At 57.6% G+C, this 20743-nt stretch carries 16 protein-coding genes and 1 pseudogene; 8 read left to right on the forward strand and 9 right to left on the reverse strand.

All coding sequences use genetic code 11. The features are described 5' to 3' along the window. The first annotated feature begins 119 nt into the window (after positions 1–119). Together IE089_RS02415 and IE089_RS02420 are read left to right on the forward strand one after the other, a co-directional pair. A complete protein-coding gene (locus IE089_RS02415) occupies positions 120–944 on the forward strand; it encodes a sulfite exporter TauE/SafE family protein (RefSeq protein WP_189474823.1) in 825 nt (274 codons plus the stop codon). Positions 945–964: 20 nt separating this feature from the next. Next, on the forward strand, positions 965–2077 hold the full coding sequence (locus tag IE089_RS02420) for a pyridoxal phosphate-dependent aminotransferase (RefSeq protein WP_189474824.1): 1113 nt from the start codon (positions 965–967) through the stop codon (positions 2075–2077). A gap of 29 nt (positions 2078–2106) precedes the next feature. On the opposite strand, the pseudogene IE089_RS02425 reads toward IE089_RS02420, so the two are convergent. Further along, positions 2107–2643 (reverse strand): annotated as a pseudogene (locus IE089_RS02425) (Solitary outer membrane autotransporter beta-barrel domain); the annotation flags it as partial. 497 nt (positions 2644–3140) lie between these two features. Next, positions 3141–4361, reverse strand: a complete 1221-nt coding sequence (locus tag IE089_RS02430) for a M24 family metallopeptidase (RefSeq protein WP_189474828.1) — start codon at positions 4359–4361, stop codon at positions 3141–3143. Between the two features lie 116 nt (positions 4362–4477). Here IE089_RS02430 and IE089_RS02435 point away from each other — a divergent pair, with 116 nt between their 5' ends. Together IE089_RS02435 and IE089_RS02440 are read left to right on the forward strand one after the other, a co-directional pair. After that, positions 4478–5005, forward strand: a complete 528-nt coding sequence (locus IE089_RS02435) for a winged helix-turn-helix transcriptional regulator (RefSeq protein ID WP_189474830.1) — start codon at positions 4478–4480, stop codon at positions 5003–5005. Positions 5006–5105: 100 nt separating this feature from the next. Then, complete coding sequence (locus tag IE089_RS02440) at positions 5106–5900, forward strand: class II aldolase/adducin family protein (protein WP_189474832.1); 795 nt, start codon at positions 5106–5108, stop codon at positions 5898–5900. Positions 5901–6049: 149 nt separating this feature from the next. Here IE089_RS02440 and IE089_RS02445 read toward each other — a convergent pair whose 3' ends face one another. Then, entirely contained in the window at positions 6050–6658 is a 609-nt protein-coding gene (locus IE089_RS02445) for a lysophospholipid acyltransferase family protein (protein WP_189474834.1), read from the reverse strand. Between the two features lie 76 nt (positions 6659–6734). Continuing rightward, positions 6735–8525: a tetratricopeptide repeat protein gene (locus tag IE089_RS02450; protein ID WP_189474836.1), complete on the reverse strand. Its 1791-nt coding sequence runs from the start codon at positions 8523–8525 to the stop codon at positions 6735–6737. Positions 8526–8689: 164 nt separating this feature from the next. On the opposite strand from IE089_RS02450, the gene IE089_RS02455 reads away from it, so the two are divergent. Beyond that, positions 8690–11362: a lipoxygenase family protein gene (locus IE089_RS02455; protein ID WP_189474838.1), complete on the forward strand. Its 2673-nt coding sequence runs from the start codon at positions 8690–8692 to the stop codon at positions 11360–11362. A gap of 16 nt (positions 11363–11378) precedes the next feature. Here IE089_RS02455 and egtD read toward each other — a convergent pair whose 3' ends face one another. The 5 genes from egtD to IE089_RS02480 form a co-directional block, all read right to left on the reverse strand. Further along, the gene (egtD, locus tag IE089_RS02460; RefSeq protein WP_189474841.1) at positions 11379–12356 is read right to left on the reverse strand and encodes an L-histidine N(alpha)-methyltransferase; all 978 of its coding nucleotides are present in this window, start codon (positions 12354–12356) and stop codon (positions 11379–11381) included. Continuing rightward, positions 12346–13623, reverse strand: a complete 1278-nt coding sequence (egtB, locus tag IE089_RS02465; protein ID WP_189474843.1) for an ergothioneine biosynthesis protein EgtB — start codon at positions 13621–13623, stop codon at positions 12346–12348. Before egtB ends, egtD begins: the two co-directional genes overlap by 11 nt. Beyond that, on the reverse strand, positions 13620–14180 hold the full coding sequence (locus IE089_RS02470) for a PhzF family phenazine biosynthesis protein (RefSeq protein ID WP_189474845.1): 561 nt from the start codon (positions 14178–14180) through the stop codon (positions 13620–13622). The genes egtB and IE089_RS02470 overlap by 4 nt, the downstream gene beginning before the upstream one ends. Before the next feature lie 323 nt (positions 14181–14503). Then, positions 14504–16018 (reverse strand): glycine betaine ABC transporter substrate-binding protein, encoded by a 1515-nt coding sequence (locus tag IE089_RS02475; RefSeq protein WP_189474847.1) that lies wholly within the window; start codon positions 16016–16018, stop codon positions 14504–14506. Next, positions 16002–16742 carry an ATP-binding cassette domain-containing protein gene (locus tag IE089_RS02480; protein ID WP_189474849.1) on the reverse strand — a complete coding sequence of 247 codons (741 nt, stop codon included), beginning with the start codon at positions 16740–16742 and terminating at the stop codon, positions 16002–16004. The genes IE089_RS02475 and IE089_RS02480 overlap by 17 nt, the downstream gene beginning before the upstream one ends. A gap of 83 nt (positions 16743–16825) precedes the next feature. Between IE089_RS02480 and IE089_RS02485 the strand changes: the two genes are divergently transcribed. From IE089_RS02485 to sstT, 3 genes are read left to right on the forward strand one after another with little or no spacing between them, the layout of a single operon-like run. Next, positions 16826–17281: a (2Fe-2S)-binding protein gene (locus tag IE089_RS02485; RefSeq protein ID WP_189474851.1), complete on the forward strand. Its 456-nt coding sequence runs from the start codon at positions 16826–16828 to the stop codon at positions 17279–17281. Then, on the forward strand, positions 17278–19515 hold the full coding sequence (locus IE089_RS02490) for a xanthine dehydrogenase family protein molybdopterin-binding subunit (RefSeq protein WP_189474853.1): 2238 nt from the start codon (positions 17278–17280) through the stop codon (positions 19513–19515). The genes IE089_RS02485 and IE089_RS02490 overlap by 4 nt, the downstream gene beginning before the upstream one ends. A 34-nt stretch (positions 19516–19549) precedes the next feature. After that, positions 19550–20743: a serine/threonine transporter SstT gene (sstT, locus tag IE089_RS02495; protein ID WP_189474854.1), complete on the forward strand. Its 1194-nt coding sequence runs from the start codon at positions 19550–19552 to the stop codon at positions 20741–20743.

Genomic DNA, 20743 nt, shown 5'->3' on the forward strand with positions numbered 1-20743 from the left:
TCCCCGATTGCGATGGCACATATCTTGAATGTTACCCACGCAGGCGTCCTGTGTACTGTCACTGCTGCGCGGGACTACGGCTAGTCCGGGCTCCTGCCCAATTGCCATGGCGTGTCAACATGGAGAGTGCACTGCTATTGATGTCCCTGCTGGGCGCGGGTGCGATCGCCGGCCTGTCTGCTGGCTTGTTCGGCGTGGGCGGCGGTTTTGTCGTTGTGCCCGCACTGTTGCTTGTGATCGGCGCCTTCGGTCAAAGCAGTGCGCAGGATGTACACCTGGCGATTGGAACTTCTCTGGCTACCATCGTCGTGACCTCGCTGCGTGCCTTGCACGCTCACAGTCACCGCGGCGCCGTTGACTTTAAGGTGCTCCGTGACTGGGCTCCCTGGCTGGTGGTTGGCGCCCTGGGCGGTGTTGCGTTGGCCGCCGCGGCGGGCGCAAAGACTCTGCTCTTGGTCTTTGCCCTGGGCGTACTCTGCTATGCCATTTACTTTCTGCGCCCCGACTTCATGCTGCGACGAGAGCGTCACTACAGCTTTCCTCAGGGTGCTGGGCGTGCCGCACTCGCCTCGGGTTTGGCAGGGTTCTCTGCATTGTTAGGCATTGGCGGCGGAACACCCTTTGTCGTCACCATGGTCGTCTGCGGACGATCAGTGCATCAGGCTGTAGCAACGGCCGCAGGCGTAGGTTGCCTGATCGCATTACCGGGTGCATTGGGATTTTTGGTTCTGGGGTGGGCACAACCGGGATTGCCGTCCGGCTCAGTGGGATACATCAATGTGCCCGCATTTGCCGCCATCGCGGCCATGTCGGTCATCACCGCGCCAGTGGGCGCACGCTGGGCGCACAGCCTCAGCGAAGTACATCTGCGGCGCGCATTTGGCGCCTATCTGCTGCTGGTGGCGTTCTCCATGTTTAGCAAATTCCTGGCTGCTCAAGGCTAGGCACAAAGAGGGAAGACACAATGCTTAATCGACGCGCGTTTTTAGGTGCATCTGCCATGGCCGGACTTTCTGGCCTTCTGCCCGCGGCCGGGGCGGCGGCAAACCTGTATGGACCCGCGGCCGGTATCGCCAAGCTGGACGCCAATGAAAACCCCTATGGGCCAAGCTCGGCTGCGCTGGAGGCTATTCAGCATGCAGCTGCGCAGGGCGCTTATTACGTGGGTCCTGGTCTTGAGCGGTTGTCGGCCATGATCCTTGAGCGCTTTTCGCTGGCTCCGGAAAACCTCACTTTCTCTGCGGGGTCCAGTGGTTCACTGTCGGATCTTGCGCGGGCAAAAGCGGCCGAGGGGAAGATTCTAGGCCCTGATCTCTTTTGGGATACGACCACGCGACTCGCGCTGCGTCAGGGCGGAGAGCTAGTTCGCGTTGCAAAAACAGAAGATTTGGGTGTCGATCTGGAAGCGCTTTACGCCGCTATCACCCCGGAAGTTTCCCTGGTTCAGATCTGTAACCCCAACAACCCGACGGGCATGTTGCTGGATCACGAGGCCCTGCGGGACTTCTGTATCCGTGCATCCAAAAAGTGCACGGTGTTGGTTGATGAGGCGTATAACGAGATTACAGATGATCCTGATGGCAACTCGATGATTCCCTTGATTGCGCAAGGGCACGACGTGGTCGTTGCCAGAACCTTCTCCAAGATTTATGGCTTGGCTGGACTGCGTGTGGGCTATCTGTTGTCTCAGCCCGACACTGGGCAGTTGATTCGCAGCTACGGCATCGGCAATTACACCTTAAACAAAGCCGGCGTGGCTGCTGCTGTAGCGAGCTTTGATGACGAGGTCTTCATGCGTTTCTCGCGGGAGAAAATCTTGCAGGGTAGAGAGATGATTATCGATGCAGCTCAACAGCACGGCTTTAAGGTTGCACCGTCACAAACCAGCTTCGTCTTTATCGATCTGGGAGAGTTGAATGCAAACGCTATGCGGGCGGCCATGGCCCAACGTGGTGTGCTGATCCGCGGCATTTACCAGGACTATACTGGCTGGTCGCGTGTCAGCGCAGGTTTGCTTGAAGCCGTAGAGAAGTATTGCCAGGCGTTGCCGGAAGTGGTCGCAGAGTTACGTGCTTGAGTAGAATGCCCGGAAGGCTGCGGTCAGGATTATTTCAGATCCCAGGCAAAGCGCAGTGAGTATCCGTCTACCTCATTACCGAAGTTCACGTGGGCGCCTACGCTGAACGAATTGAAAAAGCGATTTGATTCGCTTACGTCGAAATCAACGGAGTAGCCGGCAAGGTAGAAGTGGGTAAATCCCAATGCGTCCCGGCTCTGCCCTGTGAAGGCGGTTACACCCAAGTGCGCGGTACCAAACAGCGGCGTATTGCCCAGCGCGGTATGCCAGGGATGGGTGAAGTCTGCGCTGACGGATACAGTGCCGGTGTCTTCGGAGAAGGAGGGGAAGTCACTGGACTCCGAGTAACTCGACAGATAGCTGTGGGTGTAGCGGCCCCACACCTCCAACTCCGATGCCTCGCCAACGGGTGTTTTCCAGTCCAGTCCGCTCGTAATGCCTGCGATGCTCGCATTGGTGTCCCAATTGAACAGAGTGCCGTCCACGATGGCCGCAATAAATACCTCGCCCAATGGGCCGTTGTAATCAGCTTCGCTCTCAAGTCGGCTGATGCCCACTTGACCGCTAAGAAACCAACGCCATTACTCGTTGATGGGAACCAGGGCTCCAACCCCAATCTGGCCACTGTAAGCTTCCAGCTGCCATCGACAGTTTCTACGCCCTCAAGAATGTCGAATTCATCCTCGGCCGTGGCATGGCTGAGGGTGCCCCGAACAACCAGCTCCCAACCGCCTGCCATGTCGAACTCCGTCTGCAGCGACAGTTTGAAAACGTCGTATTTCACACCGTCATCGGCATCCAGACGCGAGGCGCTAATGCTGGGATCAACAAAGAAGTTTTGCATTTGCGCATAGCCGGAGCCGATGTTGCTGCTTTGCACCTGTCGGCCCACAGTGCCGCGAGCCTCTTGCAGCGTTCGAGCCTGACTCAGTTCATGTGCTGGCGCTTTAACAGCCACCCCGCAGAGGGTCATCGCCAGAACAAATCTTTGCGTTACGCCTCTCAAAAATCTGCCCTCAATGTGCTGCTACACAGAGAAGACGCCGCGACGCTTGGTTTGGCTTTACTGGGTCTCGTAACCGAAGGGGTCATCAATACTGTGCGATGGCTGGGTAAACCAGCGTGGTCCCTCTTCTGTCATATAGAAGTGGTCTTCATGGCGAATACCGAACTCGCCGGGCACACAGATCATGGGTTCATTGCTGAAGCACATGCCGGGCGCCAGTGGCTGCTGGTTGTTGCGAACCAAATAGGGCCACTCGTGGATATCCAATCCGATACCATGCCCTGTGCGATGGGGAAGACCTGGCAGTGCATAGTCAGCGCTGAACCCGCGGCTTGCAAGCACACGCCGCGCCGCGTCGTCTACACCGCCGCAGGGCGCGCCGGGCTTGGCGGCGTCAAAGGCAGCCAGTTGCGCCGCCTTCTCGGCGTCCCACACCTCTCGCTGGCGATCGGTCGGTTCGCCAAAGACGTAGCTGCGGGTGATGTCTGAGTTGTACCCCTGTAGCTGACAGCCCGTGTCGATCAGCACCATGTCGCCCTCGTCAAGGGCCTTGGGATTGGCGACCCCGTGGGGGAAGGCGGTGTCCTCCCCAAACAGAACGATACAGAAGTAGGAGCCTGCGCCCGCGCCAACTGCACGGTGCGCGCGATCAATAAACTCGGTCACTTCGCGGGGATCGATGCCGGGGCGCAAAATACGGGCTGCGGCCTTGTGAACCTCCAGGGTCATGTCTTTAGCCCGTTGCAGCAGGGCAAGTTCAGCGGCTGATTTTTGCATGCGGCAGCCGGCAGTAACCGCAACCGCATCCGTGAAGCGTTGTGTGGGTGCTGCGCCCTGCAATCCGCTCACCAAAAAGAAGGGAGTCGACTCGTCCAGCCCGACGGTCCCGCCAGTTATCGAAAGCCCATCTAATAGGCCGGAAAACAGCTGATAGGGTGACTCATGTTCTTCCCAGCAGTGGATGGTGCCCTCGAGCATCATGTAGTCGCACAGGGTACCTTCCTCGAAGGCAGGGCAGATGTAATGCAGCGCGCCATCGCTTGTTAACAGCGCGCCCACCATGCGTTCGCTGGGATGCCAGCGAGTGCCGGTAAAGTAGTAGAGGTTGGTACCTGCGTTGAGGTAGATGGCATCCAAGCCTTCCAGTGTCATGAGGTCGACGGCTTTAGCGATTCGCGCTTGATACTCGCTGGCAGGGATTGGACTAACGCCAATGGCCATGTCCGTGAGTTCCGCCAGAGCTTGATTCACGCTATAACCGCCAACACCTGTGGTCATTCCAATGTCCTCAAACGTTTGAATATAAATGCAGGCGGCATTACAGCACAGGCGCGGGTTCCAAGATAGAACACTGCCGCCTATACTCGATGCTTTTAGTCTGGGGGAGTGGCGCAGTGAAGTGGGATGAAATCGACCAGCAGGTCTGCTCGGTGGCCCGAGCCCTGTCCGTAGTGGGCGAGCGTTGGACGCTGCTGATACTGCGAGATGCATTCATGGGAACCCGTCGATTCGATAAGTTTCAGCACAACCTCGGCATAACCCGTCACCGCCTCTCAGAGCGGCTGGGGAAGCTGGTGGAGCAGGGGGTGCTGACCAAGGTTCCCTACCACGACAGGCCGGTGCGCTATGAATACAGGCTGACGCGCAAGGGCCTGGCTCTGTACCCGGTGTTGATGACGCTGGCTCAATGGGGCGATGAGTGGATGGACGGTGGAGAGGGTGCGCCTATTGAGTATGTCCACCAGAGTTGCGGCAAACGCACCCAGCCGGTGCTAACCTGTAGTGAGTGTAACGAACCGCTCAAACCAGAGAATGTATCCCCGCAGATGGGCCCCGTGCTGAAGCACTATGTTGCGCAGCTAGAGGGTCGTGGAGAAGCTATTCCGGATATGCCCGCGCTGATGCGCAGTGCCGGCGAGTAGTGCCAGGTAACTAGGTACAGGAGTAGCCAGAGAGTCCTGGCGCCCTTGGCCTATAAGCCATTAACCACGGAATCGACCAGACAACGAAAGAGGTAGTGTCATGGATAACGCAGCAAACAGTATTGTGATGAACCAGGACGCAGCGGACAGCATGATGCCGGCCGAAGCTGCTGATGTAAGTACCGAACGGCAGCATCGTAAGGAGCGGCTTGCCGCTGCGCTGCGTGTCTTTGGTAAGTTCGGGTTCGATGAGGGTGTCGCCGGTCATATCACCGTGCGCGACCCGGAGCATCACGACCACTTCTGGGTCAATCCCATGGGAAGATCCTTCAAGCAGATGCGTGTCTCGGATCTGCTGCTGGTGAATCATCACGGTGAGGTGGTTGAGGGTGAGGGTTTGCTGAATGGCGCCGCATTTACGATCCACTCGCGTATTCACATGGCGCACCCGGAGGTGACCGCTGCCGCGCATTCTCACTCTGTGTACGGCAAGACCTGGTCCACCCTGGGACGGTTGCTGGATCCCATTACCCAGGATGCCTGCGCATTTTATGAAGACCATGTTTTGTTCGATGATTTCAGGGGTGTTGTACTGGATAACAGCGAGGGTGAGCGTATTGCTGCTGCCCTTGGGAACAGCAAAGCAGCTATCCTCCAAAATCACGGTCTGCTGACGGTGGGGCAGAGTGTTGATGAGGCCGCTTGGTGGTTTATTACCATGGAGCGCTCCTGCCAGGCGCAGCTGATGGCTGAGGCGGTGGGTAAGCCCGTGCATATCGATCCCGAGCATGCGACTAAAACACGTGAAACCGTAGGGAATACGCTGGCGGGCTGGTTCAGCTTTCAGCCCATCTACGACGTGATCGTTGCCGAGCAACCAGAGTTGCTCGAGTAGCTGTTGCACAGTCAGGTAGCAGATCTACTCTGGCACAAAGAGTGACGAAGCCCGGTTAATCACCGGGCTTTTTGGTGTTGTATTTGATTTTAACAGCTGGCGCTAGTGGGAACTGGTATGGCGCTAGGACGTCCGTGGCCGAGCGAGGGCTACGTCCTTTCTGTACGACCCTCAATGCCAGCGTAGTTGGCCGTGATAGCCACCATGTCAGCCTCAAAGTCTTCGCTTGGCTGTAGTGTGGGTCCCAGCCATACCACACGGTTTCGGTAGTCGAATGCGGCGAGTAAGATTGGGATGTTCGCCTCTACGGCAATGCGATGGAAGCCGGATTTCCATTCGCCGGCTTCACCGCGTGTCCCCTCGGGCGTAATACACAACACCAGTTGTTCGCTGTTATTAAACGCGGCGACGTTTTCGCCGACAACGCCGCCGGCAGAGGAGCGGTTCACGGGCACACCGCCTAACCACAGAAGCACCTTGCCCAATAAGCCGCGGAACAGTGTGTGCTTGCCCATCCAGGAAACGCGCACATTCAGACGGATGGCGGCCATCATCACAATGATGAAATCCCAATTAGAAGTATGCGGTGCGCCGATGATGATGAACTTCGGGGCATCGGTTACGCGGCCGATGACGCGCCAGCCGCTGAGTGTCAGGCACAGGCGAGCGATGCCGCGAGTGAGAGCGTTGCCGCGGCGAGGTACGCGCTGGCCGATATGCTCCGGCAGCGCCTCAACGAATAAGTCGGGGTTATCCAAGTGGAACGAAATCCTTGTGGTTTTGTGCGCCTGTCCAGTCGCACCTCGAGTGATTTAGCGTTGTCGCCAGGGTTCGCTAGCGACCCACTGCAATGCGATTAGCAATGGTATCGTCGTCCAGAGCCATAGAAGCTAGCAACCGTTGCATCCGCGGATGATCGCCCAGCGCGGGCATGTCCTGAATAAACGACTTGAGGTGCCAGCGCAGCCAGAAGTCCCTTTCGCGATTGGCCTGCACCAACATATCCACAGCGTCATCAATGCGTCCCATGGATGCAAGACTGAGCCCTACTGTAGTGGCTGACCAGGTTTCGCTGTTCCTGCGCTTTTCCTGCATATAGTCCAGCAGGGTTTCGGCCTGCTGCAGATCGCCATTGATTACATGCGCCTGCAACAGGTACTGGGTCTGAAATCCATTCTGTTCGCCGACCCTGGCGATTGACTGCTCGGCGACTTCACGTAGCCGCTGGCCGTCGCGCTGGCGATAATACACATCAGACAGCACGGCTGAAACCAGGAAATTACTGCCGTCGTCTAATCCGGTGTCCTGTACGTAGGCCAGCGCCTCCGCGTAGTTGCCGTTACGACTTTCGTTCATGGCCAGTGCGAAGCGCATCAGCAGGTTATCCGGGTCTTCACCCAACTGCGCCAGCAATTGTTCAGTGAGCTCACTTTGGCGCAGTTGTGGTATCAGGTAGGTTGAGTGGTAGACATACAGCGTCAGATCCCTGTCCCGCTCCTGATCCAGTACGCGCGCATAGTCCTCGTAGGCTGAGTCCAGTCCTTTCTCGATAACGCCCTTGATCAGGGTTGCTGGAATGTTGCCGGGGTCATTGCGCAAGGCCAGCTCCGCAGACTCCGCCGTGGCCGCAACCGTGGTAGCGAAGTCGGAATAAATGCCCATATACCCAAGACAGAAAGCCAGGTACCCATGCGCGCTCCAGTAGTTTGGATCCAGTGACAGCGCCTGTTGGAAGGCCGCCATTGCCGCGCCAAAATTCTGCTGGCTGGGATCCTGAAATGCGTAGCGGCCGCGCAGGTTCAGGTTGTAGGCATCCACATTCTTGGTGTCAGAAATAATAATGGGGCTCTCGTCCAGGGCCAGCGGACCGCGCAGGGCAACCACGAGTGAACGGGCCAGGTTTTCTTCGATGTCGAAGATGTCCTGGAATTCGCTGTCATAAGAGTCAGACCAGATCTGGAAGCCGGTTTCTACGTCGGTCAGCTGCGCGGATACACGAAGCCGCGCATCCTGACGGCGAATACTGCCTTCCAGGATTTGTCGCACGCCCAGCGCAGTACCGATCTCAGTGGCATCCATATCGCGGTACTGAGCGGCAAAAGAGGAGGTACGACTCGCCACCTGCAGACCGCCGTTTCGCGTGAGTCCATTGAGTACGGCTTCAGCGATGCCATTGCCCAGATACTGGTTCTCACCGCCTTCGCTGAAGTCGATAAAGGGCAGCACGGCCAGGGACGCTTCATCCACTAGTTCACTTTGCGCAGCGGGCAGTGAATTGCTGGTGCGCCGGTCGCCGAAGTCGAGAAAGAACAGGCCAATAACAATCAGCAGGGCGGCGACGATTAGATAGTCGGGTAGTGTGGCGGGCAGGGGTTCGCCCTGATCTTCCAATTCATCCGCACGTTTGATGCCGTCCGGTGTAATTTCGAAGGCCCACGCGATGATGAGAGCGATAGGGAAAAATAAAACCAAGAGCAGGGTCATGGTTTTGCCAATCCACTCGGGGGCTTCGAACATCGGCAGAACATTGGCCAGTATTTCGATCAGCACCCAGCCCACAGCGACGTAGATGCCGGCGATCCGAAATACGTGCCTGCGGCGCATCTCGCGCCAGAAGCTCATCATTGTTCAATACCCCCAGTGGCGCAGTCTGCGCTTGAACAAAAGCCATCTCAAGACTAACTTTCTTACCCAACAAATGCTATGTAGGTTTGTACACAACAAAACCAGGCGTAGTCCAATTGCAGGAGCACAGACGCCTTATCGCCAAACTACAAGGAAGCTTTGCGATGCATGTGTTGGGTAAGTTGGGCCTTTGGCTCATGGTTGCGGGAATCATTGCATTGGTTGCGATGAATTCGTTGTTCAGTCGCAGACGGATGTCACACGACAACGGTATGGTGTGCAGGGCGCGGATTAAAGTGCTGGATGATGTGGCGATTCCACCCAGCGCATTTTTCGCGCCGGGAAAGGAGTACCCCTGTCGATTCAGGCATGCGTCGGTGTCCTTTGCCGACGATGCGCGACTGGTAGTGCGCAGCGCCTCGCTCAAATTCTCCGATACTGATCATCAAAGCCCGTTGGACATCATGATGAACACGGGCACGGCCGGGCCTTTCTCCAATGCCTGGCACTTTCTCAAGTTTATGATTGCCACCATTCGTGGACGCGAGAAGCACATCAAACCGTATCTGGACCAGTACCCGGACCTGGCTAAGGGCATTACCCAGTCCATCTGCTACCCCGACACCTTTGCGCTGTTGAATTATCACAGTAAGACGGCACTGGGGTATCGCGACAGCAATGGCAAGGACTGGTACATCAAGTTCAAACTTGCACCCTGGGATAGGGGCCCCGACCGCGGCAGGCCGACCGACGAGGAGCTTGAACAGTTCTGGCTGCAGGCGCCCAAGGAGGGTGAAACACGCTCTCGCAACTTCCTGAAAGATGAATACCGCAGGCGCATAAAGCAGGGCCCGGTGAAATACCACTTGCAAGCACAGTTTCATCCCGTGACCCCGGGTGAGGACCGCATTGTGTTGGATTGCGGCGTGGCGTGGGACGAAGAAAGTCACCCCTGGCAGGACCTGGCCGAGGTTGAGGTGTATGAGGTGGTGCCTACCGATGAGGGCAATATCACCTGGTACGACGTGAACAATCACCCTCCCAATATGTACATACCGGAGGCGCAGTCCATTCTCGACCCGGCATCGATTAACTACCTGCGAGCCAAGGATGGTCTGGCAAAGCGCGCGAGAATGCAGGGCTACCAATGGTTTGGGCAGCTGCCACCACTGGTGGACGATCGGCAGGGCGGCCGCTGTGCACTGCCGCGGATCTGCTTGCCGGCTGACGAACCTGACGCCACGTCTGAAATGCGTGCTGATGAGTTAATCAGCCAGCGCGACATTTATGTGTTCAAATCCGATGACGGTTTACCGCCCTACGCGAAGTACTTACCGAAGAACGAAGAATTCACCACGGCAAAAAGCCGCGGGATGATTAAAACCATGGGCTACGGTCTGCTTAATGGTTTTATCTCTGAGTTTGAGGAGATCTTTGAGCGACGCCGTTCACTGGCCACCTTCGACCGCCACTACCCCCTATGGAAAAAGCCACCGGTCAGTGACCGCTTTGGCAGTGACCTGGAGTTCGGTCGCCAGCGCATGAACGGCGTCAATCCGGTACTCATCAAACGTTGCACGCGTTTACCGGACAAGTTCCCGGTCACCAATGACATGGTGAAGCCGCAGCTCGACGAGGGCGATACGCTGTCCAAGGCTGCACGTCGTGGCAGTCTGTATTTGTTGGACCACGAGGCTGTCGGGGGTATACCGATCAAGAACGGGTATCTGGCGGTGCCTATCAGCCTTTTCTATTGCAATGGGCGGGGCCAGCTTGTGCCGCTTGCGATTCAGTTGGAGCAACAATCAGGCCCGGATGTGCCCATATTTACGCCCAATGACCCCTACTGGTTGTGGACCACGGTGAAGGCCTACGTGCAAGCGGCCGATGCGCTATATCATGAGGTGGCATCTCACCTGTTGCGCACACACATGGTTATGGAAACCTTTGTGGTGGCCACTCACAGACAACTGCATCATCGCCACCCGGTACATCAGTTACTGCTGCCGCATTTCCACGCCACGCTTGCCATTAACCACTCTGCCAGAAGTGTCATGCTGGCGCCTGGCGGGCCTATCGACAAAACCCTCTCACTGGGCGCTGCAGGCTGTATGGAGCTGCTGAAATGCGAATACCAGAAGTGGGATTTCAGTCAGTGTCATTTGCCCTCGGACCTCAAAAATCGGGGTGTAGATGATGTCAAAAAATTGCCGCAGTACTTCTACCGCGACGATGGCCTGTTGATCTGGCAGGCGCTAGATCGATTTGTGGGATCAGTGCTGGCCCACTGGTATCCGGATGACGCGGCACTGGCTAGTGACGCTGAACTGCAAGCCTGGATTGCCGAACTCGCCGATCCTGAAGTGGGTAAGGTTAAGGGCTTGCCTGAAGGCGGTAAGCTCACGCAGCGTGATTCACTGCAACAGGTGCTCACCGCAATTATCTTCACCTGTACAGCGGAGCATGCCAGCGTGAATAACGGGCAATACGATATGTTCGGCTATCCGCCCAATGTGCCCGGTTCTATGTATGCGCCGTACCCCACCAGCAAAGCCAATGCCATGAGCGAGGAAGACTTTGTTGCCTGTCTGCCCAACCACGGCAAGTGTGATGCGCAAATGCAGATGGTGTATTTGTTGAGCCAGCCTACGCGCTGGCAGATCGGCAACTTTGAACAACCATACTTCCACGGCGTGCAGCAAATCTGGCACATGGTGAAGGACTTTCGCGCAGAGCTGGCGAGCATTTCTGCCACCATTCAGGAACGCAATCGCGGGGTGGAAGTCCCCTATCGATACCTCGATCCTGTGCAAATAGGGGAGAGCATCGCAATCTAGACTGCGATGCTTGGGGTTAGCTTGCTACGCGGAGGAAGTGCACGCTGAAGAGTTGTTCGGCATCTATCCAGGTATGCTGGTGTTGCAGGCCTGCCTGTCGCGCAAGTGCAATGAAGTCTTCCTCCGCGTACTTGTAGGAGTTTTCTGTGTGCAGCGTGTCACCTGACTCAAAAGTGATGGTTTGACCCTCGCTGGATTGTGACTGGGCGGTTAACGCTTCCAGGTGCATCTCTATGCGGCGTAGGTCCTCGTTGTAGAAAGCCCGGTGCGCGAACTGCTGTGGGTCGAAGCTGACGGACAATTCGTGATTCACCCGTTGGATAAGGTTGCGATTGAACGCCTCGGTGACGCCGTCGGTGTCGTTATAGGCGGCGTTAAGTCTTGGCGTCGATTTGTGCAGGTCTACGCCGATGATGGCAGCACCCTCCGGCTCCAAAACATCGCGCACCTGTTTCAGGAATCCGCAGGCCGCTTCCGGTTCCAGGTTGCCGATGGTTGAACCCGGGTAGAAAATCACGCGCCGCCCCGGCGGCAATGCCTTTGTGAAATCCCAGCTGCGATTGAAGTCCGCGCAGACCGCGTGCACTGATAGCCATGGCATATCCTGCGCCAGGGAGCGGGCTGATTGCTGCAGAAAATCGGCTGATATATCAACGGGCACAAATACCTTGGGTCTTATTGCCGGTAGTAACAGCCGCGCTTTCTCGCAGCTTCCGCTTCCCGGTTCTATAAGGACACAGTCAGGGCCGCAGAGGTCAGCGATGCCTGCGGCGTGATTTATCAGCAGCTGCTTCTCGGTCCGTGTTGGGTAGTATTCCTGCGTTCGGGTGATCGCATCAAACAGCTGTGAGCCAGCCTCGTCATAGAACCACTTGGGGCTGATGGTTTTTGGCGAAGCCACCAAGCCCGCGAGTAGTTCGGCGCGACCATCACCGGCACTGGGGTGATAGTCGGTGAACCGGTAATTGCCGGCACTGCGCGGGTCACTGGTCATGCGCATCTCCATTGAGCGCGCCCGAGTGCGCCAGGCGAATGCCGCTAAATTGCCAGCGATCGGGTGGGTAAAAGAAATTGCGGTAGGAACTGCGCAGGTGATCACCTACCGACACGCAGGAGCCTCCGCGCAAAACCCACTGATTACTCATAAATTTGCCGTTGTACTCACCGATGGCTCCGGAGGCCGGATTGAATCCGGGGTAGGGGCTGTACGCACTGCTGGTCCATTGCCAGCAGGCACCGTAAAGCTGATCGAGGGCCTGGCCGTTCTGAGCGGGGGCAGGGTGCAGGTATCCCTGTTCTATACCCGTGGGCACTGCGTTTGCCTGGTTCGCCGCGTATTCCCATTCTGCTTCTGTGGGCAGACGGTAGCCCGCCCAGCGGGCGTAGGCGTCCGCTTCATAGCCGCTCACGTGTGTCACCGGCGCCTCAGGGTGGCGTGGCTGCAGGCCATAGAGCGTAAACTCCATAGCCACTCCATTAACCTCGCGCCAATACAGCGGTGCCTCCCACGCCTGTGTTTGCACGGTGGTCCATCCATCGGCAAGCCAGAACTCCGGGCTTTGATAGCCGCCTTCGGCGACGAACTGACCGTATTCGCGATTGGTGACAAGGCGTTGTGCCAGGGCAAAAGGCTCTATCCATTGTTTGTGCGCGGGCAATTCGTTATCGAAGCAAAAAGCATCACCCCGGTAACCGATCGTTTCCAGGCCGCCATCATAATGATCAAAGGCGAGTTCATCGGCGTGGGCTGCCGCAGCAGTTTGAGGTGGCTCAGCAAAAGCGGGATAGAGTGGGTTAAAGGCAAAGGAGTATTTGATATCCGTGTACAGCAACTCCTGGTGCTGACATTCGTGCTCAATTCCCAAGCGGGTGCGCTCAGCGATCTGCTCGACGTTAGCGCTATCCATGGTGTGCAGTAGCTGAAGCATGGCGTCATCAACTTGTGCACGGTAAGTCAGTATGTCGGCCACGGAGGGGCGAGACAGTAGGCCACGCCTGGGGCGGGGGAACTGCTCTCCCACTCCATTGTAGTAGGAGTTGAACAATACCTCGTAGCGTTCATCGACACTGGTGTAATCGGTGGCGAAAGGCTTAAGCAGGAAGGTTTCAAAAAACCAGCTGGTGTGCGCAAGGTGCCACTTGGGTGGGCTGACAAAAGGCTCTGCCTGTAAGCCGTAGTCTTCTGCTGACAAGCCTACGCACATGGCCCTAGAGCGCGCACGGGTAGACTCAAATGCTCTAATGAGTGCTTCCACGTTCACAGCGGCTCTCTCGCTTTTTCTACCAGACCACCAATCCAAACCTGTTTATCGTCCAGGCGGCTGAGCAGTAGTCCTCCGCGGGGCGAGCATTGGTAGGCGCACAGGGTTTCTGCGCCGCGATGCTTGCGCCAGTACGCGGCCAGTAACCTTAGGGCCGAGCCCGTGGCGCTGTCCTCGGGGTTACCGTACTGCGGCGCAAAGTAGCGCAGCGCAATGTTGGTCTGAGTGCTCGTGGTATCCAGCAGGCAGGTGGCAATTATTGCACGCTGTGTGTGCTTGGTAAGATCGCCGTCTGGAGCGGTCAGTGACATCAGCGTATCCAGATCCGTGTATTCAAGTACCAGGTAGCCCTGATCGGGGCCACTGGCCTCTACCCGTACCGGTGCTTTGCCCAGCCGGTCAATCATCCAGCGATGTGTATTGCCTTCTTGGAGAGACGCGAGAGGCATTGCCACCCAGAACGTGTCGCCCTCACTGTCCACCTCGAAACGGCTGTTGCCCATATGCAGTGTATTGACGCTTGCATTAGAGTCTCGCCAAAAGGCGGCAGCACTCAATAAACCGTGTCCGCATAGCGAAATAGCGTTGCCGCGTTGCTGGCAGTCGACCTGCGCACGGTTGTCTCCCAGGTGCTGTGTGTGGCACTCGGCGAGATTACTGCTTGAAGTTGCTACTTGTTCGGTCGGCGCGGAAAACACTGCACAGGGGTTGCCTCGCAGTGCTCGCCCCTGCCAGGGCGTTTTTGCCACAAAGACGTTGTAGAGCGAAGCTGATGCTGTGGGGTAAGAGATCAGATCGTCCCTGATGTGATGTTGTTAGTTGTCAGACTAGCACTTTTTTGTGATAAGGCGCGCACTCAGGCCGGGATATCTCTATCCATTCAGCGTGGCTTCAGGTGTTGGGGGATTAGCCCGCGCTCGAGCAGCTCAAACAGCAGCTCCACGGCAATTGCCAGTAATGCCGCGGGGATGGCGCCTTCCAAGATCAGGCGCGAGTCGTTCAGGTTAAGCCCTGTGATAATCGGTTCGCCAAGGCCGCCGGCACCCACGAAGGCGGCTAGGGTGGCAGTGCCTATGCTGATAATGGCCGCGGTTTTCACTCCCGCCAGTATCGCCGGTAACGCCAGGTGCAACTCCACCTTGAGGAGTTGCTGGCGCCGACTCATACCCATACCGCGGGCCAGTTCCTTCAGTGTAGGATCGAGGGCAAACAACCCTGTGAGCGTGTTGCGCACGATGGGCAGCAGCGAGTAGAGGAACAGCACGGTGATGGCCGGCGCTAAGCCAAGCCCCATCACAGGTATCAGCAAGGCCAGTAAGGCGAGAGCAGGTATGGTCTGTAATAAGCCGGTGACGTATAGCAGTCCTCGCGCCAGCTGTTCACGATTTGCAACAGTAACAGCGAGCGGTATGGCTACCAGGCAGGCCAGCGCCAGGGCTGTCAGGGTCAGCTGAAGATGCACAGCCGTATTTCGTGCCACCCTGACCATCAACGTATCTCGCGCAGTGGCGTTAGAGGCTATATTGATTGTCTTCAAAAATTCACTGGCGGCCGTAGCAGGGGATACCTTGTCAACAGCGACGCGCCGGTTGAGCGCACGCATGGTGGGTTCATCCAGAGCGCCTTCCAGCGTCTGCAGTACCTGCGCAGCGTTGTCTGGTAGCTCCCGATTGGCCAGCAGCAGCGCGTCGTACCGTGGGAAAAATTCGCGATCATCCGTAAGCAGGCGCAAGTTGAAATTGTCCAGTTCGCCGTCGGTGGTGTAAGCGTCGGTGATGTCTATGCTGCCGCCGCTTAGCGCGCCATAGGCGAGCGCGTGTTCAAGCCCCACTGTTGCCTGTGTCAGTCCGTAGTGGCGTTTGAGCGCTGGCCAGCCGTCACCGCGATTCAGGAACTCATGGGAAAACCCTGCTGACAGGTCCGGATGTTGCGCCAGGTCGGATATCTGCGTCATTCCAAGCGCCTCAGCGGTCTCCTCCGTAACGGCCAGCGCATAACTGTTATTGAAACCCAAGGCCGCGACACTGACGAGGGACTCTGCTGCAAGCGCCGCCGGCAGTTGCTGGACGCTGAGGTTTCGACCGGAATAAATAGCTTGTAGCAGCGTGCCCGAATATTCCGGGTAAAGATGAATCTCGTTGTTCTTAAGCGCCTCCCAGGTGATCAGGGTGCCACCCAGGCCCAGCCGTCGTTCCATCGTGAAGCCATTTGCCTCAAGCAACTGTGCGCTGATCTCCGCCAGAATGAAGTTCTCAGTGAATGGCTTGGAGCCCACAACGATGGTTTGAGCGCTGGCATCAGCGGGGTAATGCCAGAGCATTGATGCCAGCATAAGTACCAGAGCCAGCCAGGAACGGCCACGCCGGTAAATGCCCGGACTATTCACTGCCAGCATCCAATAACTGAGCCAGAACCGCCTCTGGCGCCTGCCCGGGAAACTGCGCCTCGATCTGTGTTCGAGAGCGCTGCTTCACGATACGTCCGGCGTCCATCACTACCAGGTGTTGCGCCAGCGAGAGGGCTTCGCGGCTGTCATGGGTAACCAATACCGCAGTTGTTGGCTCGGCATCAAGCATGACAGAAAGCTGGTGTTGGACATCGGTCCGTGTGATGGGATCGATAGCGGCAAAGGGCTCATCTAAGAGCAGAATATCCGGCTTCAACATCATTGCCCGGCACAGGCCTATCCGCTGCTGTTGCCCGCCGCTGAGCTGATGGGGGTAGCGCTCCAGTAACTCCGGATCGACATGGGCCAGGGTGGTCAGCGTACTCACGCGATCCTGTATGTCTTCTGCGGGCCACTGCTCTAGCTCGGCCATCAGTATGATGTTGGCCCTTGCGGTCAGGTGGGGGAAGAGTCCGCTGCCTTGCACTGCATAGCCAATCCGTCGGCGAACTTTCGTCAAATCAGCCTGCGCCAGATCCTCGCCCAGGGCGTATACACAACCGCTGTCCGGCTGCAGTAGTCCGTTGCACAGCTTGAGCAAACTGGATTTGCCGCAGCCACTGCGCCCGACAATGGCGGTTAAGGCCGCGTTTGGGAAGTCGACACTGACATCGTCCAGTGCAGTGACATCCCCGTAGCGCTTGTTCACTGAAGACAGGGACAGCTGAGGCATGGCGCCATGTAAACACGAAGCCACAGTAATTGGCAGGGTTGGGGCCTTCTTCTATATTGGCGATTGAACGCGGAGGATTGCGAATGAAGATCACGGTTAATGGAAAGCAGCGCACGGTGGATGTCGAACCCGACACGCCACTGTTGTGGGTACTGCGCGACGAATTGGCGATGCGCGGCACCAAGTTTGGCTGTGGTGCGGGTCTGTGCGGCGCCTGCACAGTACACATGGATGGCAAAGCCATGCGCGCCTGCGTATTGCCCGTTTCGGCGGTAGGTGATGCCGAGATACGCACCATTGAAGGACTCTCTGAAGACGGTAGCCATCCGCTGCAGCAGGCATGGGCCGATCATAATGTGCCCCAGTGCGGTTACTGTCAGTCTGGGCAAATCATGAGTGCTGCCGCCTTGTTGGCCGTCAACGCGATGCCCAGTGATGAGGAGATCGATACGGCCATGGCGGGCAATATTTGCCGCTGTGGTACATACCCACGGATTCGTGCGGCCATTCGTCAGGCTGCGGAGGCAGAGCAATCATGACTGTCCTCGAGAAAATCAGCCGACGCGACTTCCTTAAGGCAACAGGCGTCTCCAGTAGCGGGCTATTGATAGGCGCTGCGCTGCCCACCACGCTACGAGCAGACGTGTTGCAGCGCCCTTCGGGCGATGCGCTCAACCTTTTCGTTAGTCTGCGTGAAGATGGCACCGTTGAGATTATTGCCCACCGCTCTGAGATGGGCACGGGTATACGCACCAGTCTCCCGCAGGTGGTTGCGGATGAAATGGAGGCCGATTGGGATCGCGTGACCGTCATCCAGGGATTGGCAAGCGCCGACTACGGCAGTCAGAACACTGATGGTTCGCGCTCTGTACGCAACTTTTATACGGTGATGCGACAAATGGGCGCGGCGGCACGCAGTATGCTGGAATCATCGGCTGCGCAGCGATGGGATGTGCCTGTTTCTGAATGTCGCGCTAGTAACCACCGGGTAGTGCATAGTGATGGACGCAGCATTGGCTTTGGCGAGCTGGCAACGTCTGCCGCAGAACAGCCGCTACCTGCGCTGGATAGCCTGCCCCTGAAGTCTGCCGCTGATTTTCGCTACATCGGTAAAGACGTGCCCTCTGTCGATCTCGCTGATATGACGACTGGCGCGACCACCTACGGCGTCGATGTTGCGCTGCCCGGGATGTTGTATGCCTCCATTGAGCGGCGCCCGGTGATGGGTACATCGATCGAGAGCTTTAGCGCCGATGCTGCAAAAAAGGTGCGCGGTGTAGTGGCTGTAGAAGTGATTAAAGGTACCGATCCCAATGGCTTTAAACCCATCGAGGGCGTTGCTGTGATCGCCGATAAAACCTGGTCGGCGATAAAAGGGCGTCAGGCACTCGCTGCCACCTGGACGGACAGTGCCCATAACAGTCACAGCGCAGATGTCTATTTGGACGAACTGATGGACGCGGTGTCCAGCAAACCCGGCGTGGTCGCCAGAGAGCGCGGTGATGTCGATGCTGCATTGGCGGCGGGCAAGCGCGTTAGCGCCAGCTATCGCACGCCTTACCTGGCACATGCGTCCATGGAGCCCCCCATGGCAACCGCCTACGTGACGGAGCAGGGGTGCGAGGTTTGGGCCTGTACTCAAACGCCCCAAGCCACGCAGCAAACCGTGGCGGAGGTGCTGGGTCTTGCGCCTGAGAAAGTTACCGTGAACGTGACCTTGCTCGGCGGTGGCTTTGGGCGCAAGTCCAAACCTGATTTCAGTGCCGAGGCCGCGCTGCTGTCACGCGCCGTTGGTAAACCGGTGCAGGTCGTGTGGACGCGCGAGGACGACATTCGCCATGATTATTTCCACTCCTGCTGTGCCCAGCATTATGAGGCGAGCATTGACGAATCAGGTGCGGTGACAGGCTGGCTGGCGCGGCAGGCCACACCGCCCATAGACACCACCTGGGACGCCTCCGCAGATTTGATGAGTGACGGTTCCCTGAGCCAGACCTTCGGTAGCATTCCATTCGCAATTCCCAACCTGCGCCTGGAGGGGCACCGCGCGCCGGCCCATGCCCGCATTGGATGGTTGCGCTCGGTGTACAACATTCCCTTCGGCTTTGGTGTGGGCAGCTTTGTCGATGAATTGGCTCACGCCGCGGACAAGGATCCCGCGGCATTCTGGATCGAGCTTATTGGTGAGGACCGCCTGCTGGACTTCGCCCCCGAGGGCTTCGAGTTCAGCAACTACGGTAAGCCACTCAGCGAATATCCCTACGATACGGCACGGTTCAAGGGCGTGATCCGTGAACTGACTGAAACTATCCCCTGGGGTGAATCGTTGCCCGCGGGGCAGGGGTGGGGTATCGCCGCGGCGCGCAGCTTCCTGAGTTATGTTGCCGTGGCCTGCAAAGTGTCGGTTGAGGGGGACCAGCTGAAGGTTTTGGAGATGCACAGCGTGATCGACGCCGGTCTGGTTGTGAATCCTGATCGCGTGCATGCCCAGATGGAAGGCGCCATGATTTTCGGCCTCAGTCTCGCACTGATGGGCGAGATTACCTTTGAGGGCGGCGAGCCGCAGCAATCGAATTTCCATGACTATCCCGTGGCACGCATCAACCAGGTTCCGCGCGTCATACGCAATACCATTACGGCGTCGGATGCGCCGCCGGCGGGGGTCGGCGAACCCGGTGTGCCGCCAGTAGCGCCGGCTATCGCGAACGCGGTGTTTGCAGCAACGGGCAAGCGTCACCGCACCTTACCGCTGAACAAGGCGTATCGGGTCTAGTACAATTGCCCCCTGAACTTTCAGGGGGAATGGAATGAATCCGCTTTCTTGGGGCCTGGTGCCCCAAATTCTGCTGGGCGTTGTGCTCGGCGCGTTGATGGGTGTTATTGCACCGGCTGCAGCAACCGACATCGGTCTGCTGGGCCAACTGTTCGTGAGTATGCTGAAGGCTGTCGCGCCATTACTGGTGTTGCTGCTGGTGATGTCCGCAATCGCCAATCGCCACGAATCCGGTAACGATGGGCGTAAGGCATTGGGTGTACTGGCCCTGTACCTGGTTGGTACTGTCAGCGCCGCGGTAGTGGCTGTTGGATTGAGTCTGCTCTTCCCTCAAACACTGGCGCTAACCAATGTGGCAGAGGGCAGCCCGCCCATCGCTGTGTCTGCTGTGTTGGCGGATGTGTTGTTCAAATTGGTGGATAACCCGATCAATGCGCTGCTCACCGGTAACTTCCTGGGATGCCTGACCTGGGCGATTTTGTTGGGGATCAGCTTTCGTCGCGCCTCCGATACATTCCGCAACCACCTGCAGACCCTGGCCGACGGCGTCAGCGATATCGTGCGCTATGTGATCCGTCTCGCACCACTGGGCATCTTTGGTCTGGTTGCCTTCACCGTGGCTACCACAGGCCTTGAGGCGTTGCTCAGCTATGCCAGCCTGGCGGCCTTGTTGGTGAGCGCAATGTTGATTGTGGCGCTGTTGATCAATCCCCTGGTTGCTTTTGCGGTGACACGCCGCAATCCTTACCCGGTTATCCTGCGTTGCTTGCAGGAGTCCGGCGTCACTGCATTCTTTACCCGTAGCTCGGCCGCCAACATCCCCGTGAACCTCAATTTGGCTAAGCAGTTAGGTATCAGCGAGGAGCTCTACAGTGTGACTATCCCGGTAGGTGCAACGGTGAACATGGCGGGGGCAGCGATCACGATAACAGTGCTGACGCTGGCCGCTGCCAATACCCTGGGTATCGAAGTGTCGCTAGTAACTGCGCTGGTGCTGTGCGTAATTGCCGCACTGTCTGCCTGCGGCGCCAGCGGTGTGCCGTCCGGCAGCTTGCTGCTGGTGCCCCTGGCCTGCTCATTGTTTGGCATTCCGCTCGATGTTGCTATGCAAGTCGTTGCAGTGGGCTTCATTATCTCAGTGATTCAGGACTCGGCCGAAACCGCGCTTAACTCGTCCACTGACGTGGTCTACACCTACGCAGTGGACAGCGCGGGCACTAAGGATTGA

The sequence above is a fragment of the Parahalioglobus pacificus genome (assembly GCF_014652275.1).
GTDB lineage: Bacteria > Pseudomonadota > Gammaproteobacteria > Pseudomonadales > Halieaceae > Parahalioglobus > Parahalioglobus pacificus.

Excerpts from the sequence above, each read along its gene's own strand:
- IE089_RS02430 (WP_189474828.1), bottom strand. The coding sequence starts at position 4,361 with ATGACCACAGGTGTTGGCGGTTATAGCGTGAATCAAGCTCTGGCGGAA.
- IE089_RS02475 (WP_189474847.1), bottom strand. The coding sequence starts at position 16,018 with ATGCTGGCAGTGAATAGTCCGGGCATTTACCGGCGTGGCCGTTCCTGG.
- sstT (WP_189474854.1), top strand. The coding sequence starts at position 19,550 with ATGAATCCGCTTTCTTGGGGCCTGGTGCCCCAAATTCTGCTGGGCGTT.
- IE089_RS02440 (WP_189474832.1), top strand. The coding sequence starts at position 5,106 with ATGGATAACGCAGCAAACAGTATTGTGATGAACCAGGACGCAGCGGAC.
- egtD (WP_189474841.1), bottom strand. The coding sequence starts at position 12,356 with ATGACCAGTGACCCGCGCAGTGCCGGCAATTACCGGTTCACCGACTAT.
- IE089_RS02415 (WP_189474823.1), top strand. The coding sequence starts at position 120 with ATGGAGAGTGCACTGCTATTGATGTCCCTGCTGGGCGCGGGTGCGATC.
- IE089_RS02420 (WP_189474824.1), top strand. The coding sequence starts at position 965 with ATGCTTAATCGACGCGCGTTTTTAGGTGCATCTGCCATGGCCGGACTT.
- IE089_RS02485 (WP_189474851.1), top strand. The coding sequence starts at position 16,826 with ATGAAGATCACGGTTAATGGAAAGCAGCGCACGGTGGATGTCGAACCC.
- IE089_RS02490 (WP_189474853.1), top strand. The coding sequence starts at position 17,278 with ATGACTGTCCTCGAGAAAATCAGCCGACGCGACTTCCTTAAGGCAACA.
- IE089_RS02450 (WP_189474836.1), bottom strand. The coding sequence starts at position 8,525 with ATGATGAGCTTCTGGCGCGAGATGCGCCGCAGGCACGTATTTCGGATC.
- IE089_RS02455 (WP_189474838.1), top strand. The coding sequence starts at position 8,690 with ATGCATGTGTTGGGTAAGTTGGGCCTTTGGCTCATGGTTGCGGGAATC.
- IE089_RS02480 (WP_189474849.1), bottom strand. The coding sequence starts at position 16,742 with ATGCCTCAGCTGTCCCTGTCTTCAGTGAACAAGCGCTACGGGGATGTC.